Below are 18,731 nucleotides of genomic sequence, written 5' to 3' on the forward strand. Positions count from 1 at the left end.
CATGGCGCGCCCCAACCGCTACCTGCTCGGGCCGCAGCTGCTGCTTGGCCTGTGCGGCAAGGAGCCGCGCGCCGTGCAATGGGCGGCCACGGTGCAGGAATCCGAATGCGTGCTGAGCCGCCTGGCGATTGCCATCGTGCGCTCGGTCATCAACAACGGCAGCCGCACCGAGGTGCAGCGCCAGGACTGGCACCAGGCGCTCAGCGCCACCGTCTCGCGCATGGAGGGCGGCGGCGCCACCCTGGTCGATGTGAACGAAACCGTGCTCGAGCGCTTTCACGAGTACCGCACCCACGCACCGCTGGACTTCAGGACGCCGCGCGGCAGCGCCCCGCTGGCCCAGGACGTGCGCCTGCTCATCACCACGGCCGCGGTCATGGATCTGGTCTATGCCGAATACACCGACCTCTACATGCAGCAGCTGCAGACCGGCACCAACGTGCGGGTGCTGGCGCTGTGAGCGCGGCCGTGGACGAACCCTTCACGCTGCCGCCCACCCCGCCGCGCGCGGGCGCCGGGCGCGTGCGGGTGCTGAGCCTATCGGGCGGCGGCTACCGTGGGCTGTTCACGGCGGCGGTGATGCGGGCGCTGGAGGCCAGGCTCGGCGCCGGTGCGGCGCGGCCCCTGGGCCAGTACTTTGACCTGATCGCCGGCACCTCGATAGGCGGCATTTTGGCCACGGCGCTGAGCTGCGGCGTGGGCGCCACCGCGCTCGAGCGGCTCCTGATGCAGCGCGGCGCCGACATCTTCCCGCCCATGCGGCTGCGTGGCCTGCGCAAGCTGCTCGGACGCGCGCCCTACAGCCCGGAGCGGCTGCGCGCGGCCATCGCCACGCTGCTGCCCGATGCCGACCACCAGCCGCTGGGCGAGCACGCGCCGGCCCTGCTGCTGACCACCGTGAACTGGACCAGCTCCAGGCTGCAGCTGCTGGGCAGCCGGCCCACCGGCACCCTGCGCGACACGCTGGGCCTGACGCTGATGGATGCCATGCTGGCCACGTCGGCCGCGCCCGCGCATTTCCCGGTGCACCGGTTCCGGCAGCATCGCTTCGTCGATGGCGGGCTGGCTGCCAACGCACCCGACCTGCACGCGCTGCGCTGTGCGCGCCGGATGCACCCGGGCGCGGAGATCCTCATGCTCAGCATAGGCACGGCCAACCCGCTGCATGGCCGCGACCCCTCGGCCGTGCCCGCGCGCGGCCTGATGTGGGCAGGCCCCGTGGTCGAGCTGGTCACCAATGCCCAGGAAATGCTGGCCGTCGAGGAATGCGCGGCCCGCATGGGCCCGCACCGCTACCTGCGCCTGAACCTGCCCCCGAGCGCAGCGCAGCAGGCGCGGCTGGACCTCGACGTGGCCAACCCCACCAGCACCGACCTGCTGCGCGCGCTCGCGGACGACTGCCTGGCCTCGCTGTCGCCGGCCGACTGGCAACGGCTTCGGGCCATCGTCACATAGCCGACGCGCACGGAGCGCCGCGTCACGCCCAGCAGGGCGCCAGCACCTCGCCCAGCCACTGGCTGAAGGCCTGCACGCGGCGCGAGAGCTGGCGCCGGTGCGGGTAGAGCAGCTGCATGGGCATGGCGGGCGCGGGCCAGTCCGGCAGTACCTCGACAAGTTCTCCGCGCTCCAGATGCGCGCGCACGTCATAGGCCGGCACCTGGATCAGGCCCAGGCCCGCGAGGCAGCAGGCGATATAGGTCTCGGCGTTGTTCACGGTCACGCTGCCGGCCATGGCAAGGGTGTGCGTCTGCCCCGCCTGCTGCCATTCCCAGGGCGCCACGCGCCCGCTGCTGGGCGAGGCGTAGTTCACCGCCCGGTGCTGGGCCAGGTCCTGCGGCGACTGCGGCGTGCCGTGGCGCGCCAGGTAGTCCGGGCTGGCGCAGCCCACCATGCGCAGCAGCCCCAGCGGCCGCGCCACCAGACTGCTGGCGGGAGGCGTGCCCACGCGCAGGGCCAGATCCACGCCCTCCTGCACCAGGTCCACGGCGCGGTCGCTGCTGCCCAGCTCCAGCTCCACGCCGGGGTGGAGCGCAAAAAAGCCGGGCAGTGCGGGCGCGACCAGGCGCCGCGCGATGCGGCTGGGCATGTCCACGCGCAGCCGGCCCGTGAGCGCCCCGCCCTGGGGGCGGAACTGCTGCTCGAGCTCCTGCATGTCGGCCACCAGGGCCTGGGCGCGCTCGAGCAGCGTCTGGCCGTCCTGCGTCAGCCCCACGCGGCGCGTGGTGCGCGCCAGCAGCCGCGTGCCCAGGCGCGCCTCGAGCTGCTGCACGGCCAGCGACACCGTGGCCCGCGGCAGGCCCAGCTGGTCGGTGGCCTGGGTAAAGCTGCCGCTGTGCGCCACGCGGGCAAAGATGCGCAGTTGGTCTATGCGGTCCATGAGGGTTCGGGTAGTGAAAACGGTTGATCCGCCGGGCCGGGCCAGGGCCGCGTCAAGGCCCCGTCAAGGCCATGCCACGGTCTCGTCATCCCCGCGCAAGCGGGGATCCACGTGCAACCCACACATGGATGCGCATCCGCTGTGGATCCCCTCGTATTCGCTTTCGCGGGGATGACGGTGGGCAGGCAGCGCCAGCACTCAAGCGCCGAAACAGCCTCGATTGTTGGCTATTCCTGGATAGAAATGGCACGACTTTGTGATTTATCTGAGTTTTTCCGACCAATAAAGTGAGAGCTTCTCCAACCACCCGCATCAAGGAACAAGCCATGAGCCAACACAGCATCCAGGGCAAGGTCGTCTTGATTGCCGGCGGCGCCAAGAACCTTGGCGGCCTGCTGGCCACCGATCTGGCGCAGCATGGCGCCAAAGCCGTCGCCATCCACTACAACAGCGCCGCCACCAAGGCTGCTGCCGATGCCACCGTGGCCGCGGTGCAAAAGCTCGGCGCCCAGGCCGTGGCCCTGCAGGGCAACCTGACCACGGCTGCGGCGATGGAAAAGCTGTTTGCCGACTGCATCGCCGCCGTGGGCCGGCCCGACATCGCCATCAACACCGTGGGCAAGGTGCTCAAGAAGCCCTTTGCCGAGATCAGCGAGGCCGAGTTCGACGAGATGGACGCCGTCAACAACAAGAGCGCCTTCTTCTTCCTCAAGGAGGCCGGCCGGCATGTGAACGACAACGGCAAGATCTGCACGCTGGTCACCTCGCTGCTGGGCGCGTTCACGCCGTTCTACGCGTCCTACGCGGGCACCAAGGCGCCGGTCGAGCATTACACGCGCGCGGCCGCCAAGGAGTTCGGCGCGCGCGGCATCTCGGTCACGGCCGTGGGCCCGGGCCCCATGGACACGCCCTTCTTCTACGGCCAGGAAAGCGCCGACGCCCAGGCCTACCACAAGAGCGCCGCCGCGCTCTCGCCCTTCAGCAAGACCGGGCTGACCGACATCGAGGACGTCGTGCCCTTCATCCGCCACCTGGTCAGTGATGGCTGGTGGGTCACGGGCCAGACGATTCTGATCAACGGCGGCTACACCACCAAGTAAGCGCCGCGCGCCACAACGACGAGGAGGTGCGCCATGCACATGGCCATGGTGATGATCGCCGGCGCGCTGCTGCTGGTGGTGTTCGTGATGTTCGGCTGGCTCTGGGGCGCCAGCAGCGCCGCCATGGCGCTGGCCGCGCGCTGCTTCATCCCGGCCTGGGCGCTGGTGGCGGCCGTCAACATGTGGGTGGGCGTGACCCATGCGGGCTACAGCGTGCGCGAGGAGCTGCCCATTCTGCTGCTCGTCTTCGGCGTGCCAGCCCTGGTCGCCGGCCTGCTGGCCTGGCGCCTGTCCCATGGCTGAGCGCGCGGTTGCACCTAGTCGTCATTCCCGCGCATGCGGGAATCCAGCTCAGGCGCGCACCACGCGCAGCACCTCGGCGCCATAGGCTTCGAGCTTCTTCGCGCCCATGCCGCTGATGCCCTCCAGGTCCGCCAGGCTGCTCGGGTTGCGCTCGGCAATGGCCGCCAGCGTGGCGTCGTGAAAGATCACATAGGCCGGCAGGTTGTGCTCGCGCGCCACCTCGGCGCGCCAGGCCTTGAGGTTGATGAAGCGCACCTGTGCGTCCGGCCCCAGCTCCGCGGCCGCGGCGCTGGTCTGCGTGGTGCGGCGCTTCGGCCTTGCGCCGGCCTTGGCCGTGGCCTCGCGCAGGTGCACGCCCTGCTCGCCGCGCAGCACGGCGCGCGAGCCCGGCGTCAGCGTCAGCGTGTCGAAGCCGTGGCCGCCCTCGGTGGTGACGCGGTGCACGCCCACGGCGCCCAGGGCCAGCAGCTGGCGCGCCACGGCGCGCAGCTGCTGCTCCGAGTACTGCGCGCCCAGGCCGAAGGTGGACAGCCGCTCGTGGCCGAACTGGCGCACCTTGTCCGTGTCCTTGCCGCGCAGAATGTCCATGAGGTGGCCCACACCAAAGGTCAGCCCGCTGGCCTCGTGCACGCGGTAGATGGTGGACAGCAGCTTGCGTGCGGCGTCGGTCGCGTCCCAGACCTCGGGCGGCTGCAGGCAGTTGTCGCAGGCGCCGCAGTAGCCGGGGCGATAGTGGGGGGCGGCAGATTTCGAATGTTTTTGGCCTCCAACGCTTGTGGGACAAGCGCTGGTAGCTATTGATTCAGAAGCGTTCTCCGCGGGCGCCATGGTCTCGCCGAAGTAGTGCAGCAGGCGCTCGCGGCGGCAGCCCGTGGCCTCGGCCAGGGCCAGCAGGGCGTCGAGCTTGCCGCGCAGCACGGCCTTGAACTCCTCGGCCGCGTCGCCCTCGTCGATCATGCGGCGCTGGTTCACCACGTCCTGCAGGCCGTAGACCATCCAGGCGTCGGCGGGCAGCCCGTCGCGCCCGGCGCGGCCCGTCTCCTGGTAGTAGCCCTCGATGTTCTTGGGCATGTCGATGTGCGCGACAAAGCGCACGTCCGGCTTGTCTATGCCCATGCCGAAGGCGATGGTGGCCACCATGACGATGCCGTCCTCGCGCAGAAAGCGGTCCTGGTGCTGCTGGCGCAGGTCGGCGGGTAGGCCCGCGTGGTAGGGCAGGGCGTTGATGCCCGCGTCCTGCAGCGCGGCGGCCATCTCCTCCACGCGCTTTCTGGACTGGCAATAGACCACGCCCGCGTCGCCCAGATGCTCGCGCGTGATGAAGCGCAAGAGCTGCTCGAGCGGCTGCTTCTTCTCCTCGATGCGATAGCGGATGTTGGGCCGGTCGAAGCTGCTGACGAACAGGCGCGCGTCCTGCAGCCGCAGGCCAACGAGGATGTCGTGGCGCGTGAGCGCGTCGGCCGTCGCCGTGAGCGCGATGCGCGGCACGCCGGCGTAGCGTTCGTGCAGCAGGGTGAGCTGCCGGTACTCGGGCCGGAAGTCGTGGCCCCATTGGCTCACGCAATGCGCCTCGTCGATGGCAAACATCGACAGCTGCCCGCGCGCGTGCAGGTCGTCGAGCAGGCCGATGAAGCGCTCGGTCACCACGCGCTCGGGCGCGGCGTAGAGCAGCGTGAGCTCGCCGCGCGAGAGGCGCCGCTCGACTTCGAGCGTCTGCGGCCAGTCGAGTGTGGAGTTGAGAAAGGCCGCCTCCACCCCGGCCTCGTGCAGCGCGCCCACCTGGTCGTGCATGAGGGCGATCAGCGGCGAGACCACGACCGTCACGCCGCGCCCCGCATCGCGCCGCACGATGGCCGGCACCTGGTAGCACAGACTCTTGCCGCCGCCCGTGGGCATCAGCACCAGCGCGTCGCCGCCCTGGATCACATGCTCGATGATGGCCTGCTGCGGGCCACGGAACTGCTCGTAGCCAAAGACGTCGTGCAGGACGAAATGCGCGGGAGACAAAATACTACTGAAAATATAGCTGCTGACGCTTTGCTGGCGGGCGCAAGGCGTCGATTTCATTCAAATGCCGGAAAGGCCGGGGAGGGGGCTATTGTGCGCCCGGCGGCATAGGCCCTCTCAGGGGCAGAGTTGGCGTCCTGCGTCGCACGGCGGTGGCGGGCCGCCGGGAAGGGGGCAAGGCGTCTCTTATTCCAGCGGGTGCTCGGTCAGCACCATGTCGGCGTTGCTTGCGGGCAGTTGTGCCGAAAGTTGCATGACCCAGAGGGCCAGCCACCAGGCGCTCAGCACCGCACTCGTGAGCAGGCCTGACACCAGAACAAGGGCAGAGGATGTGAGTGGGTTCATGGCCGTCTCCCTGTCCGCGCTATGCCGCGGGGCCCGGGGCCGCGGCCGGTGGGCCGATGAACTCCAGCACCCGCTCGATCACCGACCGGTCGCCCAGCAGGCGGTGATGCCCCAGCCCCTGCGTCACGTGCAGCTCCAGCGAGCGTGTGGGGCAGGCGGTGATCACGGCCAGAAGATGCTCGAACGGGATCTCCGGGTCCTCGACGTCGTGCAGCACCAGCGTGGGCTGCGTGGTCTGGTTGAGCATCTGGCCCACCGACAGCCTGTCCCAGTCCAGCAGACCGTTGCAACGCTCCACCATGATCTGGCGGCCGCGTTCGAGCACGGCCAGCGGCAGGCCGACCAGGCGTGCAAACTCCTCCGTGACCCACTTGCAGTAGGCCAGTGAGCTGAACAGCACCTGGCGCTGGGCGCGCACCCCGAAATCGAGCTGAGCCCACAGCGCCATGGCCACGCCGAACGAATGCGCGATCAGGGTATGGACCTCACCGACATGGGCGGCGACCGCCGCGACCGACTGCGCGAACTCGGGCAGGGTGCTCGAGCGGCCGCTGGACGCGCCGTGACCCAGCGCATCGAAGGCCACGACACCGTAGCCCGCCTGCACCAGCGCGGGCACCATTCTTCCCAGATGCGTGCCCCGCGCGCCCCAGCCATGGACCAGCAGCACGATGGGCCCGCTGCCCCAGCGGTACACGCGTATGGACTTGCCTCCGACGGACAACCAGTCGATCCGCGCACGCTCGCGCAGGCGGGCCTGCCAGGCGCGCTCGGGCACCTGCGGTGGCCGGGTCAGCAGCAGATAGGCCAGCCGGGCCGCGAGCTCGGGCGTGACGGGGCCGAGCACCGCGAACATGCGGCGCAGCCAGCGTACGGACCGCGTCTCCGCGAATCGGCCGACGCGCCGCGGCGCTGCCTGACCGTCTCCGAAGCTCAGGGGCGCCGTGGGCAGCGCCGGGGTATGGAATGCAGACATGGTGAACCTCGCTCTCGTGCGGCCCGGCCTTGGGCCCGCGCCGTGGATGCAATGTAGGAATGGGCCACCTGCCTGCACAGGTGAACTTGGTCACCCCAGCGAGGGCATCACGCATGGCGCCCCCGGTGACCTCGGAGGTGGCCCGGGCGATGGCCGCAGCGGTGTGCCGCCGTGATCGTCGAGGTGACCTTCTTCAGGGTGACGCGGTGGATGCCGAGTCCTAACCTGCAGTGCGGTTGCATTGGAGGCGATCGCGCCGGCGCGGGGCTGGCTTGGGGTCGCGCGATGAACCATTCACCCGAGTCAGGAGCACCGAGATGTCCGCTTCCATCCCATCAATGCCACGCCATGCGGCGCAACATGAAGCCCGCGCGCTGCGCCTGGGCCATGTGGCCCGCCTGCTCACGGGCCTGTTTGCCGGCCTGATCGCCTGTACGGCCCGTGGCGCCTCAGCGCCGGAGCCGCCCGCGGGCGCGCTTGCGCCGTCGGAGCGCCAGGCCCTGCTGGCGCTGTATGCGCGGACGGCAGGCCCCGCGTGGACCATAAACACGGGCTGGGGTGGTCCCTCGGGCACCGAATGCCGCTGGTACGGCGTGCGCTGCGATGAGCGGGGCGAGCATGTCGTGTCCCTGGAGCTTTCCAACAACGGGCTGCGCGGGCGCCTGCCATCGCTGCAGGCCCTGCGCCGTCTGCAGGTGCTGAGGGTGTCGCTCAACTACCTGCAAGGCGCGTTGCCACCGCTGGCCGGCATGCGTGAATTGCGCGTTGTGACGGCGCACAACAACCTGCTGACGGGGCCGCTTCCCTCGCTGCATGCGCTGCCCAGCCTCGAACGCCTGGTGGTGGCCAACAACGCGCTGCACGGCCCGCTGCCATCGATGCGCGGGCTCACGCGGCTGCGCGAGTTCGATGCGTCGAACAACCAGCTCAGCGGCATCGTTCCCAGGCTCGACGGGCTCGATCGGCTGCGGCGCTTCGATGTGTCGTTCAACCGTCTGCAGGGCGTTGCCTCGGGCCCCAGCCTGCCGCCCGGAGTCGACCTGGACGGCAACCCGATGCGGGGCCTGGCACCGGCCCCGACCACGGGCGGCTGATCAGCCCCCGCGCAGCATCGCCAGCATCTGCACGCCCGACACCGGCTTGGTGAGCAGGCGCAGATTGGCGGCCGCGGCGCGCGTCTTCAGCGCGGCATCGGTCTCGCCACTGATGAGTACCACCTGCTTGCCCAGCGCGCGCAGCTGCAACGCCAGATCGAAGCCGTTGCCGCCACCGGGCAGGCGCACGTCGCAGATGGCCAGCTGCCCGAAGTCGCGCGCGGCCCAGGCGTCATGCGCGGTCGCCACATGGCGCACCGTCTGGCCCCAGCGGCCGAGCAGTTGGCACATGGCATCGGCCACCAGGGGATCGTCCTCCACCAGAAGAATGTCGCGCCGCGCCAGGTCCATGCCGGTATCGGCCGATGGCGGCGCGTTCGCACCGTCGACATGCAGCGCCGTCGCCGCCACCGGTGCGCTGGCGCGTGGCAGCGACAGTGTGAAGCAGCTGCCCCGGCCGGGCGCGGAGCGCAGCGTGAGCTGGCCCAGCATCAGCTGCGCAAAGCGCCGCGAAATGGCCAGGCCCAGGCCATAGCCCTGGGCGCGATCGCGCGCCTGGTTGTCGAGCTGGACGAACTCTTCGAACACGCTCTCGTGCAGCTCGGGCGCGATGCCGGGCCCGCAGTCGCGCACCTGCATGTGCCAGCACTGCTCTCCGGGGCGCAATGTCAGCAGCACGCGTTGCCCCGGCCGCGAGAACTTGATCGCGTTGTCCACCAGGTTGCCGAGCAGCCGGCGCAGCATGAGCTCGTCGGCGAACACATGGCGCGGTTGCTCGTCCTTGAGCAGCGCAATCACGCGCACGCCGGCGCTCTCCGCCGCAGCGCTGTGCTGCATGACGACGGCCCGCATCAGCGGCGCGAGCTCCAGTGCACTGAGATTGGCGCGCAGCGTGCCCGCATCCATGCGCGTGAGATCCAGCACCTGCGACAGCAGCGTGTCCAGCGCCACCCATGACTGGCGTATGCCCTCCACGCTGCGCCGCGCATCGGGGTCGTCGTGCAGCATGCGGGCCTGCGTCAGCAGCTCGAGGTAAAGGCCGATGGCATGCACCGGCTGGCGCAGGTCATGGCTCACGGCCGCAAAGAAGCGCGACTTGGCCAGGCTCAGCTCGGCCATGGTGTCGGCCGCGCGTTCCGCCTGGCGGCGCAGCACGGCCTCCTGCTCCATGCGCCGCGCCTGCACCGTGGCGGTGTAGACGATGATCACGCCCAGCAGCGCGCCGCAGCCGGCCAGCACCACCATCATCGGGCGCGGGCCCATCACGCCGTCGTACAGAAAGCGCAGCACCATGGGGCTCATGATCAGGCACACGGCCACCGCAGAGCGCTGCAGGTCCCGCACGCCCCACATCGCCACCAGGCCCGCGGCCATGGTCATGTACAGCCCCAGCAGCGCGTGCAGGTTGTGGTTGCCCGGCACATAGAGCAGAAAGCCCGCACTGCCCACGGCGACCGACGATTGCCAGACATAGCGGCGGTAGATGGCGCGCCGCTGCGCCTTGGGCAAGCGCTTGAATGCGGGCTGGCGCACGCGCCAGAAGCCCCAGCTGCCGGCAGCGGCCACCAGCACGAACCACAGGGTCGGCTGCCACCACGGCAGCGCCGGCAGGAACAGCAGTGCACCCAGCAACTCGCAGGCGCGAATCAGCACATACAGCTGCAACGTCTGTGTCTGACCCCGATGCTCGGGCGGGGGCAGCATGAGGCTCATGAAGTGTCCGTGTTGTACTGCGCGGCCTGGGTGCGGTTGCTGACGCTGAGCACGCGGAAGATGTCGGTCATGTAGTTCTTGACCGTGCCTTCCGACAGATGGAGCCTTTGCGCGATGGCCTTGTTGGACATGCCCTGGCGCAGCAGCAGGCGGATCTCCTGCATGCGCGGGGTCAGGCCGGCATCGGCGGGTGGCTCGGACTCCTCCGGCGGCGGGTCGTAGGCCAGGTGCTCGCCGCGCAGCGCGGCATCGAGGGCGCGGCGCATGCGCTGCGTGTCCGCGCTCTTGGGCACGAAGGCGTGCACGGTGGGCAGCGCCAGCGCGCGCCGCACGACGTCCGGCGACGTGAGCGCGGACACGACGACCACCCTCAGCCCCGGAAACTCGCGTGCCAGCGCCGCGAGCATGGCACCCCTGTCCATGCCCGGCATGTTGAGATCGACCAGCGCCAGCGCATGACCGCCCAGCCGCCTGGCCTGGCGCATCAGCTCGGCGCCATCCGCGGCTTCGACCAGGCGCGCGTGCGGAAACATCGCCCCCACCATCAGCCGCAAGCCGTCGCGCACCAGATGGTGGTCGTCGGCAATGAGGATGGTCACGTCATGCGGCCAGATGCCCTGGGCAGGAGATTCGGCGGTCATGCATGCCAGAGTACTCCTCGGCAAGCCGTGCGACAACTGCCCGGGAGGTGACCTTGGTCATGCGCATGCCGCGGCCGCCACCACCGCCGCGCTATGCCTGCGGCGCAAACCGCGCATCGACATAGACCCAGGCATGGCCGCCCGAGGCCAGCGGCGCCCACACGCGCCGGTAGGCCGCCACCTCGTACTCGTCGGCCTGCGCGAGCTCCTGGTCCGTGATCTCGAACACCGTCCCGGTGACGCGCGCCGTGGCGTCGCCCGAATGCCGCACGATGGGGTGGTGGGTCTTGCCGCTCGTGCGCACGACCTCGGGGTCGTCGATGGCGACCATGGACTGTTCGTAGCCCACCAGGGCATCGGGCCGGCCCTCGAGAAGTCGGCCGAAGGTGGCGGTCTGCACGTTGGCCTGCTGCAGCGTGCCGTAGGAGAAGAGAAGCGGCATGGGTGATTGCGGTGAAGTGAATAGCGGGGGCCATTGTGAACCCGGCGCCCGCCTGTTCACTGTCGCGGGCATGTCGCCGTCCGGCGCCACCGGCTGATGCCGTCAGCGTGCCGGCATGGTCTGGGCGTGGATCGCCTCCACGCAGCCGCGCAGCGCCGCCTGCAGGCGCTCGCGCTGCTGGCGGAACCTGCGCGCGGGCGCGGCCACGGCGATGGCGTAGCGCTCGGGCAGGCCCAGGTCCACCACCATGGCGATGGCCGATACGTCGTCGGCATGCTCCTCCTCGTCCATGGCCAGGCCGGTGCGGCGCACCTCTGCCAGCGCCTGCATGAGTCCATCGGTGCTCGTGAGCGTGCGGGCCGTGTGCATGGGCAGGCCAACCCGGGCGAGCCGGCTTGCGACCTGCGCGTCGTCGCGCGCGGCCAGCAGCGCCTTGCCCGGCGCGGTCGAATGCAGGGGCAGGCGCATGCCGGGCGTCGCGGCCACGCGCACCTCCTGATCGGACACCACCTCGTCGACGATCTCGACGAAGGCATCGCGCTCCACCCAAAGGTCCACCGTCTCGCGCGAATCGCGCGCCAGGCGCTCCAGATGCGGCCTGACCAGGGCGCGCGCGTCGGGCCGCATGGCGGCGGCCATGCGCAAAAGGGCCGGGCCCAGGCCCAGCCGCCGGCCGTCGGTCGCCACCAGGCCCTCCGCCTGCAGCGCGGCGGCCAGCCGGGTCACCGTGGTGCGCGGCAGTGCCGCGGCGCGTGCGAGCTCGGCAATGGTCAGGCCCTGGGGCGCAGATTCGAGCGCGCGCAGCAGCGTGGCCGCGCGCGCGATGACCTGGCGGCTGTCGCCGTCCTGCGATGGCCGGGCCGCCGCCTGCGAAATGGTGGGGTTCGTCATAAAATAACCGCGTAATGGTTCCAGGTGACCACTGTACGGTCATTCTAGCGAACCCACCACCTCACATCCCCATTTCATGAACAAAAGCAACGCCCCCGGCCCGGCGAACATGCCGCGCATCATCGGCATCCTGGGTCTGCTCGCGGCCTTCGCGCCGCTGGCAACCGACATGTACCTGCCCGGCTTTCACAAGATGGCCGAATACTTCGGCGTGGCCGAGGGCGGCATCGAGGTCACGCTGTCCGTCTTCTTCCTCGGGCTCGCGGTGGGGCAGGCCCTGTACGGCCCCCTGATCGACCGCTGGGGCCGGCGCGCGCCGCTGCTCGCGGGCATCGCGCTCTACATCGCCGCCACGCTGGCGTGCCTGGTCACCTCCGACATCCATCTCTTCACCGCACTGCGCTTTCTGCAGGCGGTCGGCGGGGCCGCGGGCATGATCGTCGGCCGGGCCATCATTGCCGACCTGCTCAACCCGCGCGAGGGGGCGCGGGCGCTGTCGCTGCTGCTGGTGGTGATGGCGCTCGGGCCCATCCTCTCGCCCATCCTGGGCGGCTTCATCATCACCGAGGCCGGCTGGAAGACCATCTTCATCGTGATGCTGGGCTTCGGCCTGCTGTGCGCGGTGCTGGTGTGGCTGCACATCCCCGAAACCCTGCCGCCGCAGCGGCGCCAGCGCCATTCGCCGGCCCATGTGCTGCGCATGTGGGGCGCGCTGTTGGGCGACGGGCGCTTCGTCGTGCCCGCGCTGGTCGGCGGCTTCGCCCAGGCCTGCATGTTCGCGTTCATCACCGGCTCGCCCTTCGTGTTCATGACGCTGCATTCGGTCAGCGCCCAGGCCTATGGCTGGCTGTTCGCGCTGATCGCCTGCGCGCTCGTGGTGTTCTCGCAGGTCAACCGCTGGGCCTTGCGCCGGGCCGAGCCGGGCGCGGTCATGGGCGCGGCGCTGGTGCTGAACCTGGCCGCCGGCCTGGGCACGCTGGCCGCGGCGGCGTCGGGCAGCCTGGCGGCCCTGCTGGTCACGCTGTGGCTGGCCATAGGCTCGCTGGGCCTCATCGGCGCGAACGCGGCCGCCATCGCCATGGCGGCCAGCCGCCAGTCCTTCGGCAGTGGGTCGTCGCTGATCGGCGTGGCGCAGTTCGGCTTCGCCTTCCTGGTCAGCGGCATCGTCGCCGCGCTGCAAAACGGCACCGCCTGGCCCATGACGGGCGCCATCGCCGCGTGCGGCGCGCTCGCCAGCCTGCTGTGGTTTGCGGCGCCGGCGCGCATACGCAAGGTCGCCGCCTTCGCATAGCGGCGCAAAGGTCCTGCGCCGCGCGCGGCCTTGCCAAGACTCAGCCGTGCCCCTGCCGCTGCGAAGTCGGGGCCTGGGACGGGGCGTCCTGCGGCGCATGGCGCGGCCCGAACATGATGATGGCCATGCCCAGCAGGCACACGGCCACCCCCACGCCGTCCGTGACCGTGGGCCGGATGGAATCAACGGCCCAGAGCCAGACGAGCGCCACGCCGATATACACCCCGCCATAGGCCGCATAGACGCGCCCCGCCGCCTGAGGGTGCAGCGTGAGCAACCAGGCAAAGGCCGCAAGGCTGAAGGCCGCCGGGACCAGCAGCCAGGCGCTGTGCCCCTGGCGCAACCACAGATAGGGCAGATAACAGCCCACGATCTCCGCGAGCGCCGTCAGGGCGAAGAGGGCGAGCACCTTGAAGAATTCCATGCCTTTTCCCGTTGGGTGCAGCCATGAACCCGGCGGCGGCAAGCACAGGCGCTTGCCCACCCGCCACAGCGATCGGTCACGCGCCGGTCCATTTGCTGCGGAAAATGAAAAACACCGCGCCAAGAATGCAAAGACCCGCCCACAGATAGTCGAGCTTTGGCGGCTCCTTCATGTAGAAGATGGCAAACGGCACAAACACCGACAGGGTGATGACCTCCTGAAGAATCTTCAGCTGCCCGAGCGACAGCTCCGCATAGCCGATACGGTTGGCCGGCACCTGCAGCATGTATTCAAAGAAGGCGATGCCCCAGCTCGTCACGGCCGCAATGATCCAGGGCTTGGAGCTCAGATCCCTCAGATGCGCATACCAGGCAAATGTCATGAAGACGTTGCTGACCATCAGCAGAAAAATGGATAGGCCAATCGAGCGCATTTGTTGTTTGTCAGTTGTCCAATGCCTGAAACGCCGGCGTCGTCATGGTGGAACGACTTGCCGCCGGCTGGCTGGTTCAGAGGGCGATTGTGCGCCCGCTGCACGGGCAGATCACCGCAGGCCCGGCCCGTCCCGGCCTATCTGCGCGCGTCATCCGTGCCGCCACGGCGCCCGGCGCGGGCGAATCCGATCGCGAACGCAGCCACGGCAACCAGCGGACCGAACATGAACGCCCCGGTCATCGCCGCCTCGATGGCGCGGTCATGGGTGTTGGACGACAGCAGCGACACCAGCAGGCCGCCGCCAAACGCCCCCGCGACATAGCCCGCAACGGCCCACAACATACCAAACCAGAATCGGCGCATGGGTTGGTCCGCCTCATCGAATACAGGCATCAACGCGCCGCAACGAACGGCCACCGCAGACCCCGTGTATCCCGCCAGGCCGACTTCCTCGCCGCTTCCCATGGGGATGGACGCTATCGGCCGTTCTTGTCGTCGTAGACATAAACGAATGCTCCACGCTGAACTGCATTGCCAATGGTCATAGCCATTGTCCTGTTGCCGATTCTGGGGCCGTCAAGGCACACCCACACTGCCAACCGGACACGCGTAGCGCAAGACGGAGGGCAGAGCACACAGACAGGCTCGATCGCCGGACTTGTCCTTCCTGCCCAGGCGCCTTTCAGGCGGCCCACGGCCGTGGTCGCCACAGCCGTGCCGTCGGGCGAGCTAGCCACCATGACGGCGAACGAGCCGATGCACGATCAAGAGCACCACAGGAGCCGTGACGAACACGGCGATGGCAGCGACAACCGCGGCCGCGGTGGGCATGCCGGCAGCAAATGCCAGCGTGAAGGCGAGTCCATTTACTGCGTCTACCGGATTGAGCAACGCAAGCAATCCCGCATTGTCTGGCGTGCCGGCGAACAAAAAGCACAACGAGAAAAACGCTGCGGCTGCCGCGAGGATGGAAAGGCGGTCTCAACTCCGAAGTGCAACACCACTGGTTGATATTCAATGAATGGTAGCTGCGTTTTTCTCGTTGATGGCGGCCATGAATTTCTGGAACGCCTGATAGGGCGAGTCCCAGCCCAGCGTCTGCCTGGGCCGGTTGTTCATCAAGTCGGCCATGGAGTCCAGCGCATCCTGGTCATGCACGCTCAAGTCTGTGCCCTTGGGCAGCATCTGGCGCAGCAGGCCATTGGTGTTTTCGCAGCTGCCCTTCTGCCAAGGGCTGTGCGGATCGCAGAAGTACACGCGCATGCCCGTGGCCGCCGCGAGCTCCTTGTGCCGCGCCATCTCCTTGCCTTGGTCGTAGGTGAGCGTCTGGCGCATGGGCTCGGCGATCTGGCGCAGCTTGTTGGTAAACGCGGCAAGCGCACTCTCGGCCGAGGCGTCGGGCATCTTGCACAGCAGTACCAGGCGGGTCGAACGCTCCACCAACACGCCCACAGCAGACTTGTTACCCGCTCCCTTGATCAGGTCGCCCTCCCAGTGGCCCGGCATCACGCGGTCATTGACCTCGGGCGGGCGCACATGGATAGAGACCATGTCGGGAATCTGCCCGCGCCTGTCCTGGCCCGCCGACCGGGGGCGGCGCGTACTCTTGCCCTGGCGCAGCAGCGAGATGAGCTGGCGACGCAGCTCCCCGCGCGGGTAGGCGTAGATGGCGGTGTAGATGCTCTCGTGGCTGGCGTGCATGGCCGAATCGTTGGGGTACATGCGCTTGAGTGTGCGGGCAATTTGCTGAGGCGACCACAACCAGCTGAGCATGGTGCTCACCAGGTACCACAGACAACCATCGCCATGCAGTTTGGGCAAGGGGCGGGAGTCAATGCGTCGCTGCGTGCACAGGCGTTGGGCCACTGCGCTGGCGTAGCTGCCTTCGCAGGCATTGCGCCGCAGCTCGCGGCTGATGGTGCTGGGGCTGCGCCCTTGCAGCTTGGCAATGGCCCTGAGGCTCCAGCCCTGTTGGTACAGCGATGCCAGCGTCATTCTCTCTTCAGGCTGCAAGTGCGTGTATGTCGATCTCATTTGCGTACATTACCCCGGGTGCGGGTGTTGCACTTCGGAGTTGAGACCGCCCACTGATTATTGCTGCTAAAACTTGCGAATCCATACGGTGAAGTGCCTAACGTCCGCTGGAATGATTTGTTAGGCTGCACCGCTCTTGCGTCCATAGACTACATATTTGACAATTTTCATTATTAAAAATAATGATACAGACAGTAGGATGTAGGAGATGATGGGAGCTAGAAAAGAGGCCAAAAATGCTCTGATTTGCATATTCTCGTTGCTTGCGCGTAGTTTCCCAATAAGTTTTCTGGCTTCTTGAAACTTGTGATTTGTTTGCTCATCCTGGAAATAAAAGCCATCTGGAATAAAGTCATGTCCGCTGCACGAGTACCCCCAGTTTTTGATGTCGTCCGCAAATGGGGATATTTCGCATGACGCAAAAGGATGGTCTTCGATTGATCTTGGCGGTAGGTTTAAAAATTTCTTGATGCCGCCATCAGTGGGAGGGAGAGTGATCGTTTTGCCATCGACAAACTTTATTTCGGAGTGCCCTAAGGTAACTATCGGGTGGTGAAAACCGCCTGCAAGTCGTGCGCCCCATAGTGTAACGGCGCCGTTTCGATGGAGCCAATTATCTGCGGTGTTCTTTGTGACGGAGAAGCTGTGGCAACTTATGTGTGAATCAAACTCTTCGCAATTAATGACGTGGTGCCGTGAAAGGAGGACCTCTTCGTCGGCCAACCACCAACCAAATGCCAGCAGGGGAATTACAAGAACGATGGTTAATCGGATGTACTGCTTTTTATTAATCATTTTTCCCTCGATTGAAGCTTGTGCTGATTGGTTTAAGCCTAACGCCCTGAGTTCAGCCGACGCCGTAGGCGGTCGGCTGCGACGGAATACGAAGGGACTTCCCACTTCCGGGCGACGGCATCAAAGTGCCAAGATTGGTTTTGGAAGTCAATCTGAAACCCATGTTGAAAGGGGAAGTCCCATGAGCGAGATTACACGAGTTGGGGTCGATCTGGCCAAGCGAGTCCTTCAGGTTCACGCCGTTGATGCCAGAGGCCAGCGCATCACCAGCCGCGCATTGAGCCGTGACAAATTTCTTGCCTGGTGCGCCCAGCTTGCGCCTGGCTGCATGCTCGCCATGGAGGCGAGCTCCAGCGCGCACCACTGGGCGCGCCGCCTGCGCGCCATGGGCCTGGATGCCCGCATCATTGCCGCCCACCTCGTCGCCCCCTACCGCATGCAGGGCAAGACCGGTAAAAACGATGCCAATGATGCCGCCGCCATCTGCGAAGCCGCTGGTCGCCCGCACATGCACTTCGTGCCCATCAAAACAGTAGAGCAACAAAGCCTGCTGTGCGTGCACCGCCTGCGCGAAGGCTTCAAGGCCGAGCGCACGGCCTGCATCAACCGCATCCGCGGCCTACTGGCCGAGTTCGGCCTGGTGTTCCCGCAAAAGCCCGAGGCCCTGCGCCAGGCCCTGCCCGATGCGCTGGAAGACGCCAGCAATGAACTCGGTGGGATAGCGCGCATGGCGCTGCAGCGCGCCCAGGCGCAGTGGGCCGAACTCGATGCCCACCTGGCCTGGTGCGATGAACGCATCAGCGCCCACATCAAGGCCGATGCGCAGGCTGCATTGGCGCAGCAACTCATGGGCGTGGGGCCGGTGGGCGCATCGGCAGCCATCGCCACCGTGGGCGACTTCAAGCAATTTCGCAACGGCCCACAGTTCGGCGCGTGGCTGGGCCTGACACCCCGGCAACACTCCAGCGGGGGCAAGAACAACCTGGGTGGCATCACCCGCCGGGGCGATATGTACTTGCGCACGCTGCTCATCCAGGGAGCCAAGTCGGTGGTGTGGACGGCGCACAAGCGCGATGACCCAGTCTCGCGCTGGGTACATGGCCTGCGCGAGAAGTGCGGCTGGCAGAAGGCGGCCGTGGCACTGGCCAACAAGAACGCCCGCATTCTGTGGGCCGTGATGACCAAGGGGCAGGCCTATGACGCGCGACACGTCAGCGTCAAACCTGGCTGAACCCCCGCAAGCGATTTTCTTTTAACCGATTTCTTGCCAGGCGTGATACCGAAGATGCTTTGAACAGGTCAGACCGGCGGTGAGACAAGCCCGACTAACTGTTTGTGGAGCCGATAGCGGCCACTACCACGGGAACGGAATGGGGCCTTACCGAGCGGTTCGTATCTGGGTCCGCACCACTGAAGCGGTGCAACAAGGCCGTCTGTAGATGTGCAGTCTGTTCCTCGTTTGCAGCATCGTCTCTTTGCGCCAACGTAGAAATACCGTCACCAAGGAATGTGGATGGCCTGCGCTTGTTGACTATGTGGGAAGTCCCTGTAAACAGTTAGACCCGATGGCCAAAACGGGAAACCCCAACTTGGCGACGGGCGCGAACTGCGAAAAAGCACTGCGCCACCGAGGCGACGCAACGCATGGAAAATGATAGCTGGTAGCGCTTGCTGCGAAAGCGCCAAAGGCCAAAAAAGCTTGAAACAAGCAAACCGCCCGCAGGCGAAGCCCAGCACAACGGCCAGCAAGGCACTGAATAGCGCCTGAGAAACTGAATGCCGTTGGAAAAAGCATGGGCCAAATAAAGCGGATTTAAAGCGGGACTAACGAACTAGCTAAGCGGGCCGCCGTAGGCGGATCCG

General features: G+C 67.3%; 22 protein-coding genes. 8 read left to right on the top strand and 14 right to left on the bottom strand.

The window, feature by feature from the left end:
- Position 1: 1 nt before the first annotated feature.
- Together ABUE11_RS00630 and ABUE11_RS00635 are read left to right on the top strand one after the other, a co-directional pair.
- Positions 2-460: a hypothetical protein gene (locus tag ABUE11_RS00630; protein WP_367067024.1), complete on the top strand. Its 459-nt coding sequence runs from the start codon at positions 2-4 to the stop codon at positions 458-460.
- Between the two features lie 8 nt (positions 461-468).
- Complete coding sequence (locus tag ABUE11_RS00635) at positions 469-1,455, top strand: CBASS cGAMP-activated phospholipase (protein WP_367067025.1); 987 nt, start codon at positions 469-471, stop codon at positions 1,453-1,455.
- Positions 1,456-1,477: 22 nt separating this feature from the next.
- Here ABUE11_RS00635 and ABUE11_RS00640 read toward each other — a convergent pair whose 3' ends face one another.
- Positions 1,478-2,377, bottom strand: a complete 900-nt coding sequence (locus tag ABUE11_RS00640) for a LysR family transcriptional regulator (protein ID WP_367067027.1) — start codon at positions 2,375-2,377, stop codon at positions 1,478-1,480.
- A 326-nt stretch (positions 2,378-2,703) separates the two neighbouring features.
- Here ABUE11_RS00640 and ABUE11_RS00645 point away from each other — a divergent pair, with 326 nt between their 5' ends.
- Both ABUE11_RS00645 and ABUE11_RS00650 read left to right on the top strand, forming a co-directional pair.
- Complete coding sequence (locus ABUE11_RS00645) at positions 2,704-3,477, top strand: SDR family oxidoreductase (protein WP_367067029.1); 774 nt, start codon at positions 2,704-2,706, stop codon at positions 3,475-3,477.
- A gap of 33 nt (positions 3,478-3,510) precedes the next feature.
- Entirely contained in the window at positions 3,511-3,780 is a 270-nt protein-coding gene (locus tag ABUE11_RS00650) for a hypothetical protein (RefSeq protein WP_367067030.1), read from the top strand.
- A 48-nt stretch (positions 3,781-3,828) separates the two neighbouring features.
- Here ABUE11_RS00650 and ABUE11_RS00655 read toward each other — a convergent pair whose 3' ends face one another.
- The 3 genes from ABUE11_RS00655 to ABUE11_RS00665 all read right to left on the bottom strand — a co-directional run bounded on the left by ABUE11_RS00655 (position 3,829) and on the right by ABUE11_RS00665 (position 7,108).
- Positions 3,829-5,787 (bottom strand): RecQ family ATP-dependent DNA helicase, encoded by a 1,959-nt coding sequence (locus ABUE11_RS00655; protein ID WP_367068866.1) that lies wholly within the window; start codon positions 5,785-5,787, stop codon positions 3,829-3,831.
- A 186-nt stretch (positions 5,788-5,973) separates the two neighbouring features.
- Positions 5,974-6,132 (bottom strand): hypothetical protein, encoded by a 159-nt coding sequence (locus ABUE11_RS00660; protein ID WP_367067032.1) that lies wholly within the window; start codon positions 6,130-6,132, stop codon positions 5,974-5,976.
- Between the two features lie 19 nt (positions 6,133-6,151).
- The gene (locus ABUE11_RS00665) at positions 6,152-7,108 is read right to left on the bottom strand and encodes an alpha/beta fold hydrolase (RefSeq protein ID WP_367067033.1); all 957 of its coding nucleotides are present in this window, start codon (positions 7,106-7,108) and stop codon (positions 6,152-6,154) included.
- 317 nt (positions 7,109-7,425) lie between these two features.
- Here ABUE11_RS00665 and ABUE11_RS00670 point away from each other — a divergent pair, with 317 nt between their 5' ends.
- A complete protein-coding gene (locus ABUE11_RS00670) occupies positions 7,426-8,202 on the top strand; it encodes a hypothetical protein (protein ID WP_367067035.1) in 777 nt (258 codons plus the stop codon).
- On the opposite strand, the gene ABUE11_RS00675 is transcribed toward ABUE11_RS00670, so the two are convergent.
- From ABUE11_RS00675 to ABUE11_RS00690, 4 genes are all read right to left on the bottom strand, one after another.
- The gene (locus tag ABUE11_RS00675) at positions 8,203-9,915 is read right to left on the bottom strand and encodes a hybrid sensor histidine kinase/response regulator (RefSeq protein ID WP_367067037.1); all 1,713 of its coding nucleotides are present in this window, start codon (positions 9,913-9,915) and stop codon (positions 8,203-8,205) included. It lies immediately after the preceding gene.
- Positions 9,912-10,556, bottom strand: a complete 645-nt coding sequence (locus tag ABUE11_RS00680) for a response regulator transcription factor (RefSeq protein WP_367067038.1) — start codon at positions 10,554-10,556, stop codon at positions 9,912-9,914. Before ABUE11_RS00680 ends, ABUE11_RS00675 begins: the two co-directional genes overlap by 4 nt.
- A gap of 91 nt (positions 10,557-10,647) precedes the next feature.
- Complete coding sequence (locus ABUE11_RS00685; protein WP_367067039.1) at positions 10,648-10,998, bottom strand: gamma-glutamylcyclotransferase family protein; 351 nt, start codon at positions 10,996-10,998, stop codon at positions 10,648-10,650.
- Positions 10,999-11,100: 102 nt separating this feature from the next.
- Positions 11,101-11,889, bottom strand: coding sequence for an IclR family transcriptional regulator (locus ABUE11_RS00690; protein ID WP_367067040.1), 789 nt, complete (start codon positions 11,887-11,889; stop codon positions 11,101-11,103).
- 76 nt (positions 11,890-11,965) lie between these two features.
- On the opposite strand from ABUE11_RS00690, the gene ABUE11_RS00695 reads away from it, so the two are divergent.
- The gene (locus tag ABUE11_RS00695) at positions 11,966-13,180 is read left to right on the top strand and encodes a multidrug effflux MFS transporter (protein WP_367067041.1); all 1,215 of its coding nucleotides are present in this window, start codon (positions 11,966-11,968) and stop codon (positions 13,178-13,180) included.
- A gap of 40 nt (positions 13,181-13,220) precedes the next feature.
- Here ABUE11_RS00695 and ABUE11_RS00700 read toward each other — a convergent pair whose 3' ends face one another.
- From ABUE11_RS00700 to ABUE11_RS00710, 3 genes are all read right to left on the bottom strand, one after another.
- Positions 13,221-13,604, bottom strand: coding sequence for a YnfA family protein (locus tag ABUE11_RS00700; RefSeq protein ID WP_367067042.1), 384 nt, complete (start codon positions 13,602-13,604; stop codon positions 13,221-13,223).
- 76 nt (positions 13,605-13,680) lie between these two features.
- The gene (locus tag ABUE11_RS00705) at positions 13,681-14,037 is read right to left on the bottom strand and encodes a DMT family protein (protein ID WP_367067043.1); all 357 of its coding nucleotides are present in this window, start codon (positions 14,035-14,037) and stop codon (positions 13,681-13,683) included.
- A gap of 137 nt (positions 14,038-14,174) precedes the next feature.
- Complete coding sequence (locus ABUE11_RS00710) at positions 14,175-14,402, bottom strand: hypothetical protein (protein ID WP_367067044.1); 228 nt, start codon at positions 14,400-14,402, stop codon at positions 14,175-14,177.
- 375 nt (positions 14,403-14,777) lie between these two features.
- Here ABUE11_RS00710 and ABUE11_RS00715 point away from each other — a divergent pair, with 375 nt between their 5' ends.
- The gene (locus ABUE11_RS00715) at positions 14,778-15,050 is read left to right on the top strand and encodes a hypothetical protein (protein ID WP_367067045.1); all 273 of its coding nucleotides are present in this window, start codon (positions 14,778-14,780) and stop codon (positions 15,048-15,050) included.
- A 3-nt stretch (positions 15,051-15,053) separates the two neighbouring features.
- Here the strand turns inward: ABUE11_RS00715 and ABUE11_RS00720 are convergent, their stop codons facing one another.
- Complete coding sequence (locus ABUE11_RS00720; protein ID WP_367067046.1) at positions 15,054-16,073, bottom strand: IS30 family transposase; 1,020 nt, start codon at positions 16,071-16,073, stop codon at positions 15,054-15,056.
- A gap of 120 nt (positions 16,074-16,193) precedes the next feature.
- Positions 16,194-16,868: a hypothetical protein gene (locus ABUE11_RS00725; RefSeq protein WP_367067047.1), complete on the bottom strand. Its 675-nt coding sequence runs from the start codon at positions 16,866-16,868 to the stop codon at positions 16,194-16,196.
- A gap of 181 nt (positions 16,869-17,049) precedes the next feature.
- Between ABUE11_RS00725 and ABUE11_RS00730 the strand changes: the two genes are divergently transcribed.
- Positions 17,050-18,099, top strand: a complete 1,050-nt coding sequence (locus ABUE11_RS00730; RefSeq protein WP_367067049.1) for an IS110 family transposase — start codon at positions 17,050-17,052, stop codon at positions 18,097-18,099.
- A gap of 300 nt (positions 18,100-18,399) precedes the next feature.
- On the opposite strand, the gene ABUE11_RS00735 is transcribed toward ABUE11_RS00730, so the two are convergent.
- Positions 18,400-18,663 carry a DUF1010 domain-containing protein gene (locus tag ABUE11_RS00735; RefSeq protein ID WP_367067050.1) on the bottom strand — a complete coding sequence of 88 codons (264 nt, stop codon included), beginning with the start codon at positions 18,661-18,663 and terminating at the stop codon, positions 18,400-18,402.
- Positions 18,664-18,731 lie beyond the last annotated feature (68 nt).

Source organism: Oryzisolibacter sp. LB2S, from assembly GCF_040732315.1.
GTDB lineage: Bacteria > Pseudomonadota > Gammaproteobacteria > Burkholderiales > Burkholderiaceae_C > Alicycliphilus > Alicycliphilus soli.

Bases quoted from the DNA above. Each gene is read 5' to 3' on its own strand.
- ABUE11_RS00630 (WP_367067024.1), top strand. From the start codon at position 2: ATGGCGCGCCCCAACCGCTACCTGCTCGGGCCGCAGCTGCTGCTTGGC.
- ABUE11_RS00640 (WP_367067027.1), bottom strand. From the start codon at position 2,377: ATGGACCGCATAGACCAACTGCGCATCTTTGCCCGCGTGGCGCACAGC.
- ABUE11_RS00645 (WP_367067029.1), top strand. From the start codon at position 2,704: ATGAGCCAACACAGCATCCAGGGCAAGGTCGTCTTGATTGCCGGCGGC.
- ABUE11_RS00650 (WP_367067030.1), top strand. From the start codon at position 3,511: ATGCACATGGCCATGGTGATGATCGCCGGCGCGCTGCTGCTGGTGGTG.
- ABUE11_RS00660 (WP_367067032.1), bottom strand. From the start codon at position 6,132: ATGAACCCACTCACATCCTCTGCCCTTGTTCTGGTGTCAGGCCTGCTC.
- ABUE11_RS00665 (WP_367067033.1), bottom strand. From the start codon at position 7,108: ATGTCTGCATTCCATACCCCGGCGCTGCCCACGGCGCCCCTGAGCTTC.
- ABUE11_RS00670 (WP_367067035.1), top strand. From the start codon at position 7,426: ATGTCCGCTTCCATCCCATCAATGCCACGCCATGCGGCGCAACATGAA.
- ABUE11_RS00675 (WP_367067037.1), bottom strand. From the start codon at position 9,915: ATGAGCCTCATGCTGCCCCCGCCCGAGCATCGGGGTCAGACACAGACG.
- ABUE11_RS00680 (WP_367067038.1), bottom strand. From the start codon at position 10,556: ATGACCGCCGAATCTCCTGCCCAGGGCATCTGGCCGCATGACGTGACC.
- ABUE11_RS00685 (WP_367067039.1), bottom strand. From the start codon at position 10,998: ATGCCGCTTCTCTTCTCCTACGGCACGCTGCAGCAGGCCAACGTGCAG.
- ABUE11_RS00690 (WP_367067040.1), bottom strand. From the start codon at position 11,889: ATGACGAACCCCACCATTTCGCAGGCGGCGGCCCGGCCATCGCAGGAC.
- ABUE11_RS00695 (WP_367067041.1), top strand. From the start codon at position 11,966: ATGAACAAAAGCAACGCCCCCGGCCCGGCGAACATGCCGCGCATCATC.
- ABUE11_RS00700 (WP_367067042.1), bottom strand. From the start codon at position 13,604: ATGGAATTCTTCAAGGTGCTCGCCCTCTTCGCCCTGACGGCGCTCGCG.
- ABUE11_RS00705 (WP_367067043.1), bottom strand. From the start codon at position 14,037: ATGCGCTCGATTGGCCTATCCATTTTTCTGCTGATGGTCAGCAACGTC.
- ABUE11_RS00710 (WP_367067044.1), bottom strand. From the start codon at position 14,402: ATGCGCCGATTCTGGTTTGGTATGTTGTGGGCCGTTGCGGGCTATGTC.
- ABUE11_RS00715 (WP_367067045.1), top strand. From the start codon at position 14,778: ATGACGGCGAACGAGCCGATGCACGATCAAGAGCACCACAGGAGCCGT.
- ABUE11_RS00720 (WP_367067046.1), bottom strand. From the start codon at position 16,073: ATGAGATCGACATACACGCACTTGCAGCCTGAAGAGAGAATGACGCTG.
- ABUE11_RS00725 (WP_367067047.1), bottom strand. From the start codon at position 16,868: ATGATTAATAAAAAGCAGTACATCCGATTAACCATCGTTCTTGTAATT.
- ABUE11_RS00730 (WP_367067049.1), top strand. From the start codon at position 17,050: ATGAGCGAGATTACACGAGTTGGGGTCGATCTGGCCAAGCGAGTCCTT.
- ABUE11_RS00735 (WP_367067050.1), bottom strand. From the start codon at position 18,663: ATGCTTTTTCCAACGGCATTCAGTTTCTCAGGCGCTATTCAGTGCCTT.